This window comes from Brevibacterium pityocampae (genome assembly GCF_039541555.1).
In the GTDB taxonomy this organism is placed as follows: domain Bacteria; phylum Actinomycetota; class Actinomycetes; order Actinomycetales; family Brevibacteriaceae; genus Brevibacterium; species Brevibacterium pityocampae.
In genome coordinates, this window is the sequence record NZ_BAABGL010000015.1 from 1 (window position 1) to 14,859 (window position 14,859).

General features: G+C 70.3%; 14 protein-coding genes. 10 read left to right on the forward strand and 4 right to left on the reverse strand.

Annotated features, from left to right (window positions below; genetic code table 11):
* The first annotated feature begins 184 nt into the window (after positions 1–184).
* Positions 185–817 (forward strand): DUF1697 domain-containing protein, encoded by a 633-nt coding sequence (locus ABD883_RS09860; RefSeq protein ID WP_345031749.1) that lies wholly within the window; start codon positions 185–187, stop codon positions 815–817.
* A 218-nt stretch (positions 818–1,035) separates the two neighbouring features.
* On the opposite strand, the gene ABD883_RS09865 is transcribed toward ABD883_RS09860, so the two are convergent.
* Together ABD883_RS09865 and ABD883_RS09870 are read right to left on the reverse strand one after the other, a co-directional pair.
* Positions 1,036–2,124: a zinc-binding dehydrogenase gene (locus ABD883_RS09865; protein WP_137318960.1), complete on the reverse strand. Its 1,089-nt coding sequence runs from the start codon at positions 2,122–2,124 to the stop codon at positions 1,036–1,038.
* Positions 2,121–2,693, reverse strand: a complete 573-nt coding sequence (locus tag ABD883_RS09870) for a PaaI family thioesterase (RefSeq protein WP_175406887.1) — start codon at positions 2,691–2,693, stop codon at positions 2,121–2,123. The genes ABD883_RS09865 and ABD883_RS09870 overlap by 4 nt, the downstream gene beginning before the upstream one ends.
* A 286-nt stretch (positions 2,694–2,979) precedes the next feature.
* Between ABD883_RS09870 and ABD883_RS09875 the strand changes: the two genes are divergently transcribed.
* From ABD883_RS09875 to ABD883_RS09905, 7 genes are all read left to right on the forward strand, one after another.
* Positions 2,980–4,530: an acyl-CoA synthetase gene (locus ABD883_RS09875; protein ID WP_345031752.1), complete on the forward strand. Its 1,551-nt coding sequence runs from the start codon at positions 2,980–2,982 to the stop codon at positions 4,528–4,530.
* 99 nt (positions 4,531–4,629) lie between these two features.
* Positions 4,630–5,604, forward strand: coding sequence for an NADPH:quinone oxidoreductase family protein (locus tag ABD883_RS09880; RefSeq protein ID WP_247423237.1), 975 nt, complete (start codon positions 4,630–4,632; stop codon positions 5,602–5,604).
* 102 nt (positions 5,605–5,706) lie between these two features.
* Positions 5,707–6,489: an enoyl-CoA hydratase-related protein gene (locus ABD883_RS09885; protein WP_247423235.1), complete on the forward strand. Its 783-nt coding sequence runs from the start codon at positions 5,707–5,709 to the stop codon at positions 6,487–6,489.
* Positions 6,490–6,495: 6 nt separating this feature from the next.
* On the forward strand, positions 6,496–7,260 hold the full coding sequence (locus ABD883_RS09890) for an SDR family NAD(P)-dependent oxidoreductase (RefSeq protein WP_345031757.1): 765 nt from the start codon (positions 6,496–6,498) through the stop codon (positions 7,258–7,260).
* Positions 7,261–7,330: 70 nt separating this feature from the next.
* Positions 7,331–8,227, forward strand: coding sequence for a crotonase/enoyl-CoA hydratase family protein (locus ABD883_RS09895; protein WP_247423231.1), 897 nt, complete (start codon positions 7,331–7,333; stop codon positions 8,225–8,227).
* Positions 8,228–8,593: 366 nt separating this feature from the next.
* Positions 8,594–10,237 (forward strand): long-chain-fatty-acid--CoA ligase, encoded by a 1,644-nt coding sequence (locus tag ABD883_RS09900; protein WP_345031760.1) that lies wholly within the window; start codon positions 8,594–8,596, stop codon positions 10,235–10,237.
* Positions 10,238–10,292: 55 nt separating this feature from the next.
* On the forward strand, positions 10,293–10,799 hold the full coding sequence (locus ABD883_RS09905; protein WP_345031763.1) for a GyrI-like domain-containing protein: 507 nt from the start codon (positions 10,293–10,295) through the stop codon (positions 10,797–10,799).
* 26 nt (positions 10,800–10,825) lie between these two features.
* Here the strand turns inward: ABD883_RS09905 and ABD883_RS09910 are convergent, their stop codons facing one another.
* Positions 10,826–11,737, reverse strand: coding sequence for a hypothetical protein (locus ABD883_RS09910; RefSeq protein WP_345031765.1), 912 nt, complete (start codon positions 11,735–11,737; stop codon positions 10,826–10,828).
* 105 nt (positions 11,738–11,842) lie between these two features.
* Between ABD883_RS09910 and ABD883_RS09915 the strand changes: the two genes are divergently transcribed.
* Positions 11,843–12,907 (forward strand): 3-hydroxyacyl-CoA dehydrogenase NAD-binding domain-containing protein, encoded by a 1,065-nt coding sequence (locus ABD883_RS09915; protein WP_345031767.1) that lies wholly within the window; start codon positions 11,843–11,845, stop codon positions 12,905–12,907.
* On the opposite strand, the gene ABD883_RS09920 is transcribed toward ABD883_RS09915, so the two are convergent.
* Complete coding sequence (locus tag ABD883_RS09920; RefSeq protein ID WP_345031769.1) at positions 12,883–13,236, reverse strand: nuclear transport factor 2 family protein; 354 nt, start codon at positions 13,234–13,236, stop codon at positions 12,883–12,885. The genes ABD883_RS09915 and ABD883_RS09920 overlap by 25 nt on opposite strands.
* A 199-nt stretch (positions 13,237–13,435) precedes the next feature.
* Between ABD883_RS09920 and ABD883_RS09925 the strand changes: the two genes are divergently transcribed.
* A complete protein-coding gene (locus tag ABD883_RS09925) occupies positions 13,436–14,812 on the forward strand; it encodes an NAD-dependent succinate-semialdehyde dehydrogenase (RefSeq protein WP_345031771.1) in 1,377 nt (458 codons plus the stop codon).
* Positions 14,813–14,859 lie beyond the last annotated feature (47 nt).

Consider the following 14,859-nt stretch of genomic DNA (forward strand, 5'->3'; position numbering starts at 1 on the left):
CGCGGCCGAGGCCCACACTCGAGTTGCAGACCCCGGCCGACATGTTCGAAAAGCTCCTGATGCGTTAGAAGCTTGACACCACCTGAACAGATCCTTCAGAAATTGCACTCTCACCCCGGCTGCGGCAACTGGTGCCGCGGCAGGGGAGTGGTGGGGGTGCGTTCTTCCTGCGAAAGGAGTTCCGATGTCCGGACAGCTGACCAAGCGGCGGTTCGCCGCCTTCCTCCGCGGGGTCAACGTCGGCGGTGCACACCGCCTTCCCATGGCCGAGGTTCGTGCCGTGCTCGGCGAGCTCGGCGCCTCCGACGTGGCCACGTACATCCAGTCGGGGAACATCGTCTTCACCGCGGAGGCCGGTGCGGGTGATGACCCTGCGGGCGACGATCCTGCGGGAGCAGGTCTGACAGCCGGCGGCGGCGAGCACGACGGTGACAGCGGCACCGATGCCACCGCGGCCGAGGCGTGGGCCGTGCGCATCGCCACCGCCCTCGAACAGCGCGTGGGCTTCCCGGTCCCGGTCGCGGTGCGCTCCGCCGAGGTGCTCGCCGCCGCCCGGCAGGCCTGCCCCTATGCGCCGGACGACCCGCGGTTCTGCCACCTGATCCTCCTCGAGTCCGCGCCGTCGGCCGGTGTGATGGACGAGATCCGGGCTCTCACCTCGGGCACGGACACCGAGGTGGCGGTGGAGGGGACGACGGCCTACCTCCTTACCCCGGGCGGGTTGGCGGCGTCGAAGCCGGCGGCGGCGATCAGCCGGCGCCTCGGCGGGACGGCCCGCAATCTGCACACGGTCGACGCGGTCATCGAGCGGTTGTGAGCGGGGCGGAGCGCACGCGAACTGCGGAGTATCCCGTTCGGAGCGCTCAATTGCGCGCTCGGTTCCGGATACCGCGCAGTTCGCGCACTGCTCCGCGGCGAAGTGCATCTGGAGGCGGCGCATCCGCGCTCAGTGCATCTCTTGCAGGACCCGCTGCAGCGCACTGACTGTGCGAAAAACGGCGTTTCCGCTCTCAGGAACCTTCGAAAATTGAGGTCTCAGGGGCGGATGGTGATGGTGATCTTGGCGGCTCCCTCGCCGTGGGCGCGGGTCGCCTCGAGCGCACGAGGCACGTCCTCGAGCCCCATCCGCACCTGCGTCATGTGGTCGACCCTGACTGCGCCGGTGCGGATCGCCTCGAGCGCCTCGTGGAAGCACCACTGACCGGGTTCGCCCTGCGCGTTGGAGAACCATTCGACGGTGACCGACTTGCGGAACGCCGCCATCGTCGGGAAGGTCCCCTCCCAGGTCTCGGGGTAGCCGAAGGCCCCCACGACACCGCGGTGACGCGCGAGCTCGACGGCCTGCGCGCGTGTGGCGTCGAGCCCGGCGGCCTCGACGACGAGGTCGACACCCTCCGGATGCGCCCCGGCGACGAGAGCGTCGAGCTCATCGGCGTGGACGGCCCGCGCCCCGAGCTCGCGCCCGAACCCGATCCGCGCGGCATCGACGTCGGAGGCGTACACCTCGACTCCGCGGGCCCGGAGCAGCTGGGTGAAGAACTGGCCGGCGGAGCCGAGGCCGAGCACCGCGGCGGTCCGCGTGCCCTCACGCCAGTACTTGGCGAGCGCGGCGATCGTGCAGCCGAGCTGCTGGGCCATGAGGGCCCGCTCGAGCACGTCGTCCTCTCGCAGCGGGATGACGGAGCCGGCGTCGATCGCCTGGTACTGAGCGAAGCATCCGCCGAGGCGCCCGCTCGGCACCGTGATGACGCGCATGCCTGGGGAGAGCGCGCCCGGGGTGGTCTCGCCGTCCGCGCCTGCGAGGTGGACGTCTGCGCCCACCGCGACGATCGTGCCCGCGCCCTCGTGTCCCGGGTAGCCCGGTGCGTCGAGCATCTCCGGGCGGTGGAAGCCGTCGAGCGCGAGGTGCACGTCGGATCCGCACACGGAGGCGTACGCCATCTCGACGAGCACCTGTCCGGGTCCCGGCACGGGCACCGGGAAGTCGGCGACCCCGTAGCTCAGGCCCCGGCCCTCCAGCCCCGTCCCGGAACGGGCGGGCACGGGCTGCTCGGCCGCGAGGTTCTCATCGAGTGTGAGGCGCGCCGCCCGCATCGTCGCCGGCAGCGGCTGCGCGGCAGTCACTGCTTCGCCTCGATCCACAGCCCCTCCGCGCGCACCCGCACCTCGCCGTGGCAGGTGACCTCGCCCTCGAGGAAGCGCTTGCGGCCCTCCTGCCGGACGACTCGGCCGGTGACCACGAGCGGCTCACCCACCGGGGTCGCCGCGTCGTACTGCACGTTGAGGTAGCGGGTGTAGGCGCGCGGCGCATCCCCGGAGTTCGCCGCATTGCCGAGCACGTGGTCGAGCATGAGCGCGACGACCCCGCCGTGCACCCGACCGGGAGGGCCCTGGTACTGCAGCGGCAGCGTGAGCGAGCAGCGGGACTCCTCGCCGTCCCAGCGGATGTCCATCGGCGGGGCGATCGGATTCCGCGCCGAGGACGCCGGGGTGATGTCGTGCTCGATGTGGCTGCGCTGCGGGTGCGGGTCGTCGAGGGTGACCGCCGCCGGGTCGGCCGCCGCGGCCGCGAGCTTCTCCGCGATGAACGCGGTGTGCTCGGCGAGGCGGGCGTCGTCGGTCTCCGAGACGAGCGTGTGGATGAGCTCGCGGGTGAGTCGGGCGGTGTGTTCGGCGAAGTGCGATGCGGTCATGATCCTCATCCGGGTCGAGGGCGGGGTCTGGGCTGGTCGGGGGTTGGTCGGGTCGGCCAGTGTCGGTCTGTCCGGTCCGACCCGTCCCGGCAGGTCCGGCCGGACCGACCGGGCCGAGGGCGGGTCTTGTGTCCGGCCGGGTTTCCTACTAACGTTTCTGAACAAGCGTTCGGTAAGATTGATTGTAGTCCTCAACCGCCGGTCCACAAGGGTGTGCCGGCGACGCGCTCGGTCGGTCCGTCCGGACGCCCGGCCGACGCGGCAGTTCTCCGATCACGAGGAAGTGATGTGCATGTACCCAGGCAAGTGGGCGGCGACGACCCCCGACAAGCCGGCCGTGATCATGGCCGACACCGGTGAGACCCTCACCTACGCCGAGCTCGAGGACCGCTCCCTGCGGCTCGCCAACCACTTCCGTGCGCTCGGTCTGCAGCCCGGGGACCACGTCGCGATGATCGCGGAGAACCGGATGGAGATCATCGAGGCGTACTGGGCGGCCCTGCGCAGCGGCACGTTCATCACCGTCGTCAACCAGCACCTCACGCCCGCGGAGAGCTCCTACATCATCCACGACTGCGACGCCTCCGTCGTCCTCGTCTCCACCGGGCTGAAGTCCGCGCACGAGCTCAACGAGGAGTGCGCCGACATCCCGCAGCGGATCGCCGTGGGCGGCCCGCTGCCGGGTGCGGAGGAGTACGAGGCGGTGCTCGCCGCCGCGAGCCCCGAGCGCCCGGACCACGAGCCGCGCGGCGACGACATGCTCTACTCCTCGGGCACCACCGGCCGGCCCAAGGGGATCCTGCCGACGCTCAAGGACCAGTCCGTCGAGGACGAGAACGTCCCGCTCATCCAGCTCTTCACCGCCCTCTACGGGTTCGGCGAGGACACCGTCTACCTGTCCCCGGCCCCGCTCTACCACGCCGCCCCGATCCGCTTCGTGATGACGACCCACGCCCGCGGCGGCACCGTGATCGTGATGCCGAAGTTCGACGCGGAGACCGCGCTCGGCCTCATCGAGGAGCACGGCGTCACCCACTCGCAGTGGGTGCCGACGATGTTCATCCGGATGCTCAAGCTGCCCGCCGAGGTGCGCGAGAAGTACGACGTGTCCAGCATGAGGGCCGCCATCCACGCCGCCGCGCCCTGCCCGATCGAGGTCAAGCGCGCGATGATCGAGTGGTGGGGCCCGGTGATCAACGAATACTACGCCGCCACGGAGTCCAACGGCATCACCGTGATCAACAGCGAGGAGTCCCTGCGCAAGCCCGGCTCCGTGGGCCGCGACGGCCTCATGGGCATCGCCCACATCTGCGGGCCCGACGGCGAGGAGCTGCCGCCCGGCGAGGTCGGCACGATCTACTTCGAGGCCGACCCGGACAAGGACCTCTTCGTCTACTACAAGGACGAGGCGAAGACCGCCGGCACCCGGCATCCCGTCCACGAGCACTGGACGACGATCGGCGACCTCGGCCACCTCGACGAGGACCGGTTCCTCTTCATGGCCGAGCGCAAGAGCTTCCTCATCATCACCGGCGGGGTGAACATCTACCCGCAGGAGGTCGAGAGCGAGCTCGCGCTCCACCCCGACGTCAAGGACGTCGCGGTGATCGCCGAACCGGACGAGGAGCTCGGCGAGATCGCCGTGGCCTACATCGAGGCCGAGGACCACGTGCGCCCCGGCGAGGATCTCGCCGAGCAGATCCGGATCCGGACCTGGCTGGCCGACCACGTCGCCCGCTACAAGATCCCGCGGAAGTTCTACTTCATCGACGAGATGCCCCGCACCCCCACCGGCAAGCTCGTCAAACGCAAGCTCACCGAGCAGGCGCCCGCCTAGCCGGACCCGCGGGCACCTCGGCGCCGGCAGCCCGGCCCGAGGCACCCACCCCCAACCTGACACCCCGCACCCGAACCCCGACAGAGAGAAGACAGACACATGAAGGCCATCCACGTCACCCGCCTCGACGGACCCGAGGCCGTCGAATTCGTCGACGCCGAGCGTCCCGTCCCCGGCCCCGGCGAGGTCCTCATCGAGGTCGCCGTCGCCGGCGTCACCTTCCCCGAACTGCTGCAGACCCGCGGCATGTACCAGGTGCGCCACGAGCTGCCGTTCGTGCTCGGCTCCGAGGCCGCGGGCACCGTCGTCGAGGTCGGTGAAGGCTCCCGCTTCGCCGTCGGCGACCGCGTCGCCGCGATCACCGGCAAGGGCACCTTCGCGGAGTACCTCGTCGCGGCCGACCAGCAGACCGTCAAGGTCCCGGACCCGGTCAGCCTCGCCCACGCCGCCGGGATGCCGATGAACCTCCTCACCGCCGACTTCTCGCTGCGCGTGCGCGGCAACGTCCAGCCCGGCCAGACGGTGCTCGTGCACGGGGCCGCCGGCGGACTCGGCTCGGCCGGCGTGCAGCTCGCGCTCGCGATGGGCCTCGAGGTCGTCGCCGTCGTGTCGACCGACGACAAGGCCGCGATGGTCAAGGAGCTCGGCGCGCACCACGTCGTCAAGGCCGAGGGCTTCAAGGACGCCGTCCTCGAGATCTTCCCCGACGGCGTCGACGTCGTCTACGACCCGGTGGGCGGCGACCGCTTCACCGACTCGCTGCGCTGCCTCAAGCGCTTCGGGCACCTCCAGGTGCTCGGCTTCACCGCCGGCGAGATCCCCACCGTCAAGGTCAACCGCCTGCTGCTGAAGAACATCTCCGTCGTGGGCGTGGCCTGGGGCGAGGCGACCCGCGGCAACCCGAACCTCATCGCCGAGCAGTGGGAGGTGATCTCCGAGCACGTCGCCGCCGGCCGCCTCAACCCGCACATCCACGCGACCTACCCGCTCGAGCAGGCGGGTGCGGCGATCTCCGAGCTCGACAACCGGGCCGTGCTCGGCAAGGTCCTCCTCGAGGTCAAGCCCGAGGCCTGAGCCGGCGACCCGCTCGGCGCCGGCATTCCGGCCCCCGGGCGGGTCCTCCCGGCCCGGCCCGGCCGAGCCCTCACCCGCACTCCACAGACGAAAGGTCCGATCATGGCCGATCAGCACGATCAGCACCTCAAGGTCACCGTCGACGACGGTGTCATGACCATTCAGTTCATCCGCCCGCAGGCGCTCAATGCGGTCACCCGCGAGGTCGCCGCCGCCCTCGAAGCGGCGGTCGACCGGGCCGCGACCGAGGCGCGCGCGGTCGTCATCACCGGCGACGAGCGCTCCTTCTGCTCCGGTGCCGACCTCGGCGGCGACTCCGCGGCCGGCGGTGAGCGCAAGGGCGTCGGCCTCGACATCATCAACGCGATCATCCGCAAGATCCGCGACCTCAAGGTCCCGACCATCGCCGCGGTGTCCGGTCCGGCCGCTGGCGTGGGCTGCTCCTTCGCGCTCATCTGCGACTACGTCGTGATGAGCGAGGACTCCTACCTCATGCTCGCCTTCACCAAGATCGGCCTCATGCCCGACGGGGGCGCGACCGCCCTCGTCGCCGCCTCGGCCGGGCGCCACCGCGCGCTGCGCATGGCGCTCACCGCGGAGAAGGTCAAGGCCGCCACCGCCCTCGACTGGGGACTGGCGACCGAGGTCGCTCCCGGTGGGACCTACCTCGAACGGGCGCGGGAGATCGCCGCCCGGTTCGCCACCGGCCCCACGCTGTCGCTCGGGGAGACCGAGTACGCCGTCAACCAGGTCGCGCTGTCCGAGCTCGACTCCGCCCTCGACCGCGAGGCCGAGGGCCAGTCGCGCCTGCAGGGCAGCGCCGACTTCGCCGAGGGCGTCGCCGCCTTCCGGGAGAAGCGCGCCGCGAAGTTCGAAGGGAAGTGACCGACGATGGCTGATTTCCTCAACCTCGAAGGTCACGTCGCCGTGGTCACCGGCGGCAACAACGGCATCGGCCTCGGGATGGCCCGCGGGCTCGCGCAGGCGGGCGCCTCGGTCGCGATCTGGGGCCGGAACACCGAGCGCAATGCCGCCGCGGAGTCCGAGCTCTCACAGCTCGCCCCCGTCAAGTCCTTCGCCTGCGACGTGTCCGACCCCGCCCAGGTCGAGGCCGCGATGGCGGGCACGATCGAGGCGTTCGGACGCGTCGACTCGCTCATTGCGAACGCGGGGATCGGCGGGAAGAAGGGGCCGTTCCACGAGATGACGATCGACGAGTTCCACGACGTCGCGGCGGTCAACGTCGACGGCGTGGTGTTGAGCTTCCAGGCCGCGATCAAGCAGATGATCGCTCAGGAGTCCGGCGGCTCGCTTGTCGCGGTGAGCTCGCTCGCCGGCATCGAGGGCGCGGCGACGAACGTCCACTACGGCGCGACCAAGGGCGCGGTGCTCGCGATCATGCGCGGTCTGGCGACCGAGTACGCGCGCTACGGCATCCGCACCAATGCGATCCTGCCCGGCTGGATCGCGACCGACATGACGAGCGCGGCGGTGGGCAACGACACCTTCACCGAGAAGGTCATCAAACGCGTGCCGATCCGCCGCTGGGGCACCCCGGAGGACTTCGCGGCCGCCGCGGTGTACCTCGCCGGGCCCGGCAGCGCCTACACCAACGGCCAGCAGTTCGTCATCGACGGCGGGTACTCGGTCTTCTGAGCGCGCGCCCGCGCCCCAGCAGCTGCGCTCCAGCACCTGAGCGCCACCCCACCCGAGCGAGAGGACGAGGATGTCCGAGTACACCCACATCACCTACGAGGTGAGCGAGCAGATCGCCACCATCACCATCGATTCCCCGCAGACCAAGAACGCGTTCACCGCGCTCATGGGCCAGGAGCTCATCGCGGCGTTCCGGAAGGCGGACGCCGACGACGGCGTCAAGGTCGTCGTGTTCACCGGCAAGGGGCGGTTCTTCTGCCCCGGCGCGGACCTGTCCGGCGGCGCGGACACCTTCGACTACGACGCGCGCGAATCCGCCGCGGTCGACGTCGCCGGTGACGGCGGGGAGACGATCGAGGGCGTGCGCCGCGACGGCGGAGGCCGGGTGTCGCTCGCGATCGCGGCGATGCGCAAGCCGGTGATCGTCGCGTTCAACGGCGCCGGCGTGGGCGTCGGCTCGACGATGACGCTGCCGTGCGACATCCGGATCGCGAGCGAGGACGCGAAGTTCGGCTTCGTGTTCGCCAAGCGCGGGATCATGCCCGAGGCGGCCTCGACGTGGTTCCTGCCGCGCGTCGTCGGCATCAACCGGGCACTCGAATGGGTGTACACCGGGCGCGTGTTCGGCCCGCAGGAGGCGCTCGAGGCGGGGCTCGTGTCCCGCGTGGTGCCTGCCGGCGAGCTCATGGACACGACCTACGCGGTCGCCCGGGAGCTCGTCGAGGGCTCCTCGGCGCTCACCATGGCCGCCGGTCGCAAGATGCTGTGGGGGATGCTCGGTGCGGATTCGCCGTGGGAGGCGCACCGCCTCGACTCGCGCGGGATCTACGAGCTCGGCCGGATGTCGGACGCGAAGGAGGGCGTGACCTCGTTCCTCGAGAAGCGTCCGCCGGAGTTCCCCGCCCGCATCCCCGCGGACTACCCCGAGTGGCTGCCCGACTTCCCGGGACCGCAGCCGGTGGAGTGACGCTCGCCGAGGTGCTGGTCGCCGAGGTGCGGGCCAGTGCCGAGAAGTGAGCCGGGATCGAGGTGTCGTCACGGTTCGAGTCGGGCCGGGGACCGCAGCGGCGATCCCCGGCCCGTTCTCGTCGCCGCGGGATATGTCAGGGTGCACGAACAGCCTCGCCGATGTGCACCTCGGCGGCGGTCGATGAGGAAATGTCAGCTGTTTGTCCGGAATTCGAGCGTGATGCCGATCACGCGATACGATTTCATTCGCACCACCGCACCACCGCACCACCGCACCACCGCACCACCGCACCACCGCACCACCGCACCACCAGCACCGCCAGACCCGCCAGACCCGGACACAGCGAAGTGAGAAGGAGCTCCGATGCTCAGAGGAATCCCGTCGACCATGGGTGACGACTACCCGTTGAACATCAGCTCCTTCCTCACGCACGCGGCGACGGTGTTCCCGGACACGGAGATCGTCCACCGCAGCATCGACGGCGCCTGGCACCGCACGGACTACGCGCAGATGCGCCGCCGCGTCGCGCAGCTCGCCCACGCCTTCGACGAGCTCGGGATCGGGGCGGGCACCATGGCCGGCGTGCTCGATTGGAACCAGCTGCGCCACTTCGAGCTCTACTTCGCCGTCCCCTCGGTGGGCGCGACGATGCTCCAGATGAACCTCCGCCTGGCCCCGGCCGACCTCGTCTACGTCGTCGAGCACTCGCAGGCGGAATGGGTGTTCGTCGACGAGTCACTCCTGCCGATTGCCGAGCAGCTCGCGCAGAAGGAGGAGGTCCGCTCCACCGTCAAGGGCTGGGTGGTGATGACGGACAAGCCGTCCTCGGAGATCTCCACCAGCCTGGAGAACGTCCACTTCTACGAGGACCTCATCGCCGACCGCCCGGAGGAGTACGACTGGCAGTTCGTCGAGGAGACGACCGCCTGCTACGCCGGCTACACCACCGGCACCACTGGTCGACCCAAGGGCATCTACTACTCCAACCGCTCGATGTACCTCCACACCCTGGGCATCATGAACGCCCTGAAGATGGGCTACACCGACACCGTCATGCCGGTCACCCCGATGTTCCACGTCGTGTCCTGGGGCATCCCGCAGGCCGCGGTCGCCGCCGGAGCGCGCGTCGTGCTGCCCGGCCGGTTCACCGCCGACAACATCGGCGACGTCGCCGAGGCGCTCATCAGCGAGGGCGTGACCGTCGCCAACGGTGCGCCGTCCCTGTTCGCGCCGATCCTCGAGTACATCAAGGCGCTGCCCGAGGCCCCCGACCTGTCCCGCGCCCGCCTGGTGTCCGGGGCCACCGAGCCGCCGCTGTCGCTCATGAAGGGCTTCTCCGACCTCACCGGCGCGCAGATCATCCACGCCTACGGAGCGAGCGAGACGAGCCCGGTGGTGTCCGCGAACTGGCAGATCAAGCCCGACCTCGGCGAGCTGTCCGAGGCGGAGCGCTGGGACCTCAAGCGCGCGCAGGGCCTGCCGGTCGCCGGCGTCGAGATGAAGATCGCCGACCCCACCGGCGTCGAGCTGCCGCGCGACGGCACGAGCGTCGGCGAGGTGTTCCTCCGCGGTCCGTGGATCACCACGAGCTACCATCAGCTCGCGGACAACGACGAACGGTTCCACGACGGCTGGTGGCGCTCCGGCGACGTCGGTGTCATCACTCCGGCGGGCTACCTCAAGCTCACCGACCGGCTCAAGGACGTCATCAAGTCCGGCGGCGAGTGGATCTCCTCGATCGACATGGAGAACGGGATCCTCGATCACCCGAACGTGCTCGAGGCCGCCGTCATCGGCGTGCCCGACGAGAAGTACCAGGAGCGACCGGTCGCCTACGTCGTCCCGCGGGACGGCCAGGACGTCACCCGCGAGGACATCGCCGAGGTGCTCGGCGAGCGCTTCGCCAAGTGGCAGCTGCCCGACCAGGTCATCATCGTCGAGGAGCTGCCGCGCACCTCGGTGGGCAAGCTCGACAAGAAGCTGCTCCGCGCGAACTGGAGCGAGTGATCGCGGTGGTGCGCAGGAGTGGACCGGTGCACGTGGACGGATCGGAGCAGGCGACATGAACGGCGACCCCGCGGGCGGGCCCCGCACCGAGCTCGAGTTCGTCGACACCGCCGAGGTGACCACGGCCGTCGTCAAGGCCGCCGGGTACCCGATGGCCGAGCTCCGCACACTGTTCGACACCGCGTTCTCCGGGCTGTTCCCGGTGCTCGGGCAGCGCGGCGTCCACCCGGCGGGCCCGGCGTTCGCGCTCTACCACCGGGCGCCCGACGACACCGTGGACATCGAGGTCGGCGTGCCGATCGAGGCCGACCTTGGCGAGCCCGCGGAGCTCGACGGCGACTTCGTCGTCGAGCAGTCGCGGATCCCGGCCGGGCGCGTCGCCGCGATCAGCCACCTCGGCGGCTACGAGGGCCTGGGGCAGGCGTGGGACGACTTCATGGCCGCGGTCGGGAGCAGCGGGGCGACCCCGCAGCTGCCGTTCTGGGAGGTCTACGTCACCGAGCCGAGCCCCGAGGCCGACCCCGCGACCATGCGCACGGACCTCTTCACCTTCGTGGAGTAGCGGGAAGCCGGTCAGGCAGAGCGCCCTCAGGCGCGGGGGCCGGCCTCCTCGGCGGTGCTGATCTCGTCCTCGGCGAGCGGGCCGTCGTCGGGGTGCGTGAAGAGGTAGACGCCGGTCTTGAGGAATCCGCTGACCTCCCAGCCGTCGCCCAGCAGACCCGTCGCCGCATCGCGCAGCGCCATCCGCCAGCGAGTGGCGAGCTCGGCGTCGTCGCCGCGCAGCGATTCGACGTCGGCGGGGATCCGCACCGCGGCGACCTCGGTGCTGCGAGGCACCTCGCTGAGCACCGGCTCGCCGGCCTCGCCCAGGTCGAGGGCGTAGACCGCGCGCTCGAGCGCCTCCTCGTCGAGCATCGACCGCTTGGACGGGCGGTCGAGCCGCCACGACACGAGGAGCCGGTCGGAGGCCTGGCCCTCGTTGACGCCGTCGCGCATCTGGCCGTAGAAGTCCTCGAAGTACTCGAGCGCGTTGACGCCCAGGCGGGTGAAGTTGAAGTACGCATTGCGGGAGATCAACGGGTCGAAGGTCCAGGTCATCTGCCGGATGCCGCGGTTGAGGCACCACAGCCGCTGGTGGAGCTTCATCGCCGCCCCGGTGCCGCGGCCCACCTGCTCGTGGCGCACGCCGGCGATGTGCGAGTGCATCATCTTGCCCAGCGGCTCGCCGAAGAAGCCGACGGTGACACCGATCATCGAGCCGTCCTCGGAATCGAAGGCCCCGGCCACGTAATTCCCGGAGTGGGAGAGCGCGATGAGCAGCCCCGGCTCGAGCTGCGTGGTGCCGGCGCGGCCGACGTTCCACACCTCGTCGAGGAGGAGGGACGCCTCGGCGGCCTCCTGCGCGGAGTGCAGTGCCCGCATGGTGATCCCGGCGGACTCCTGGGCGGCGGCAAGTTCGTCCTCGGCGATCGCGAGGACCTTCGAATCTACAGAGCTCATGGCCTCATTCTGCCACTCGTCGGCCGGTCGAGGTACCGCCCGGCCCGACGGCGGTTCCGACAACGGCTCGGTAGCGGACGGCGAGCGAGCGAGTACCCTGCTCGCATGAGCGATTCGGATCTCGATCTGACCAACGTCGACGTGCCCGCCGCCGGTGGCGCCCCGCCCTCCGGTGGATCCGATCAGCCCCCCGCCGGGAACCAGGCGGCCCGTGCCGGGCAGCCCCGGCTCGGCCCGGTGGCCGTGGTGGGCGCCGGCACGATCGGACTGTCATGGGCGCGGCTGTTCGCCTCCTGCGGGGCGCCCGTGCGGATCTTCGACCCGCGCCCCGACCTCGCCGAGGTGTGCGCCGGGATCGCTGACGAGGCACCCGAGTGCGAGGATCTGCTCATCGTGGCCAAGTGCCTCGGCGAGGCGGTCGACGGGGTGCGCCTGGTCCAGGAGAGCGGGCCGGAGGACTCGGCGGTCAAGATCCAGCTGTTCGCCGACCTCGCCGAGTACGCCCCGGACGAGGCGCTCCTCGTGTCCTCGTCCTCGGCGATCACCGCGTCCACGATCGCAGCCCGGATGACCGATGCCGACGCCGCCCGCGTGCTCGTCGCGCACCCCTTCAACCCGCCCCATGTCATGCCGCTCGTCGAGATCGTGCCGGGGGAGCGGACCGCACCGGAGTCGGTGGAGCGCGCACTCGCGATCTACCGGCGCTGCGGCAAGGAGCCCGTCGTGCTGCAGGCCGAGGCTGCCGGCTTCGTGGGGAACCGGCTGCAGAACGCGGTGCTGCGGGAGGCGGCCGGGCTCGTGCAGCGCGGTGTCGTGTCCCCGGCCGACGTCGACGCGGTGGTGCGGAACTCGCTCGGTCTGCGCTGGGCGGCCGTCGGCCCGTTCGAGGGCATGCACATGGGTGGCGGCGAGCAGGGGTTCCGCGGATTCATGGAGCACATCGGACCGTCGTTCGCCGCCATCGACATCCATGAGCCGGACATGTCGCCGGACGGGATGGCGCCGGTCGTCGAGCAGGTCGAGGAGGCCTACGGCCCGCACGCCTCGGCCGAGGCGATCCGGCGCCGGGACGCGATCCAGGCCGGCGTGCTCCGGGCGCGGGAGGAACTCGATGCGGGTCCTCCCCGCCGCTCCGGGCCCGGTGATCAGACCGCAGCGCGGAAGAAGTAGCTCGTGCGCTTCGCGATGAGGCCGGCGTCGTCGAAGTCGAAGAAGTCGGCGAACCCCTCGTGCGCCTCGGCGCCGGACTTGAGCACGCCGTCGAACCGGCCGCGGACGGCCGCCCGGTTGCCGTCGGTGATGATCTCGTCGAGCGTGTGCGCGCCGGACTCGATGACCCGCGCGCCGTGGTAGAACTCGCTGATCTGCGCGCCGGTGAGGGTGTCGTAGCCCGGCCGGTCGTAGGTGCCGTCGGGTGCGAACAGCGCCGCGGTGGCGGCCGGGTCCCCGGCATCGACGGTGTCGTAGTAGGTGCGGGCGAGCGCCTCGGCGGCGGCCATGTGAACTCCTTCGTCCGGATGCGGCGGGACTGCCGGCGCACGGTGCGCGCGAGCCGTCGTCAGCAGTCTACTCATCCGACTCGTCCCGCGATCGCTGTGACCTGTCTCACCAGGCGGGCGTCGGTGGCTTCGCGGTTGCCAGGCCTGGAATGCGGGGCATAGCGTGGGTAGAGGACCTTCAACGCAGAGGAGCGTGCACATGTCGCAGTACCAGGTCGTCAATCCTGCCACCGGCGAGGTGGTCGAGGAATACCCCACCGCCACCGATGCGCAGATCACCGATGCGCTCGAGCGCTCGCACCAGGCCTACGCCTCATGGCGTGAGACCCCGATCGAGGAGCGCACCAAGGTGCTGGCCCGCGTCGCGGAGATCTACAACGAGCGCTCCGAGGAGCTCGCGAAGATCATCCAGCTCGAGATGGGCAAGGCGGTTCCGGAGGGCCAGGGCGAGATCGCGCTCGTCGGCCTCATCTACAACTACTTCGCCGACAACGCGAAGGCCTTCATCGAGGAGGAGAAGCTCAAGGGCCCCAAGAACGCCGAGGCCTACATCCTCCGCCGTCCGGTCGGCTCGCTGCTCGGCATCATGCCGTGGAACTTCCCCTACTACCAGGTCGCCCGCTTCGCCGCTCCGAACCTGGCGCTGGGCAACACGATCATCCTCAAGCACGCGCCGCAGTGCCCCAAGTCCGCGGCCGTGATGGAGCAGATCTTCCAGGATGCCGGCCTCCCGGCGGACGCCTACATCAACGTCTACGCGACCAACGAGCAGGTCTCCGACGTCATCCTGCCCGACCCGCGCAACCAGGGCGTGTCCCTCACCGGCTCCGAGCGCGCCGGTTCGGCCGTCGCCGCGGCGGCGGGCAAGAACCTCAAAAAGGTCGTGCTCGAGCTCGGCGGATCCGATCCGTACATCCTGCTCGACTCGCCGGACCTCGACGCGACGGTGAAGACCTTCTTCGGCACCCGCATGGGCAACACCGGCCAGGCGTGCAACTCGCCCAAGCGCATGATCGTCATGGACGACATGTACGACGAGTTCGTCGAGAAGCTCACCGCCGTCGCCAAGGAGGCGACGCCGGAGGACCCGAGCGCGGAGGGCTCGAAGCTCTCGCCGCTGTCGAGCCTCGCGGCCAAGGAGCGCTTCATGGAGCAGGTCCAGGCCACGATCGCCGACGGTGCCACCATCCACGCCGGCGAGGGCGACTACGACACCCCCGGCGCCTTCGTGAAGCCGGTCGTGCTCACCGACGTCAAGCCCGGCAAGCGCGGCTACCACGAGGAGCTGTTCGGCCCGGCGTTCATGGTGTTCAAGGCATCGAGCGAGGAAGAGGCCATCGAGCTCGCCAACGACACCCCGTTCGGGCTCGGCTCTGCAGTGTTCTCCGCCGACGTCGACAAGGCCGCGAAGGTCGGTTCGCAGATCGACGCGGGCATGGTCTTCATCAACAGCCCCGAGCAGTCGCGTGAGTTCCTGCCCTTCGGCGGGGTCAAGCGCTCCGGCGTCGGCCGCGAGCTCGGACCGCTCGCGATGGACGAGTTCTGCAACAAGCAGCTGTTCTACAAGCAGCAGTGATCGCGCAGCTCCTCGCGCGGGCCTGATCGGGTGGACCGATCGGTTCG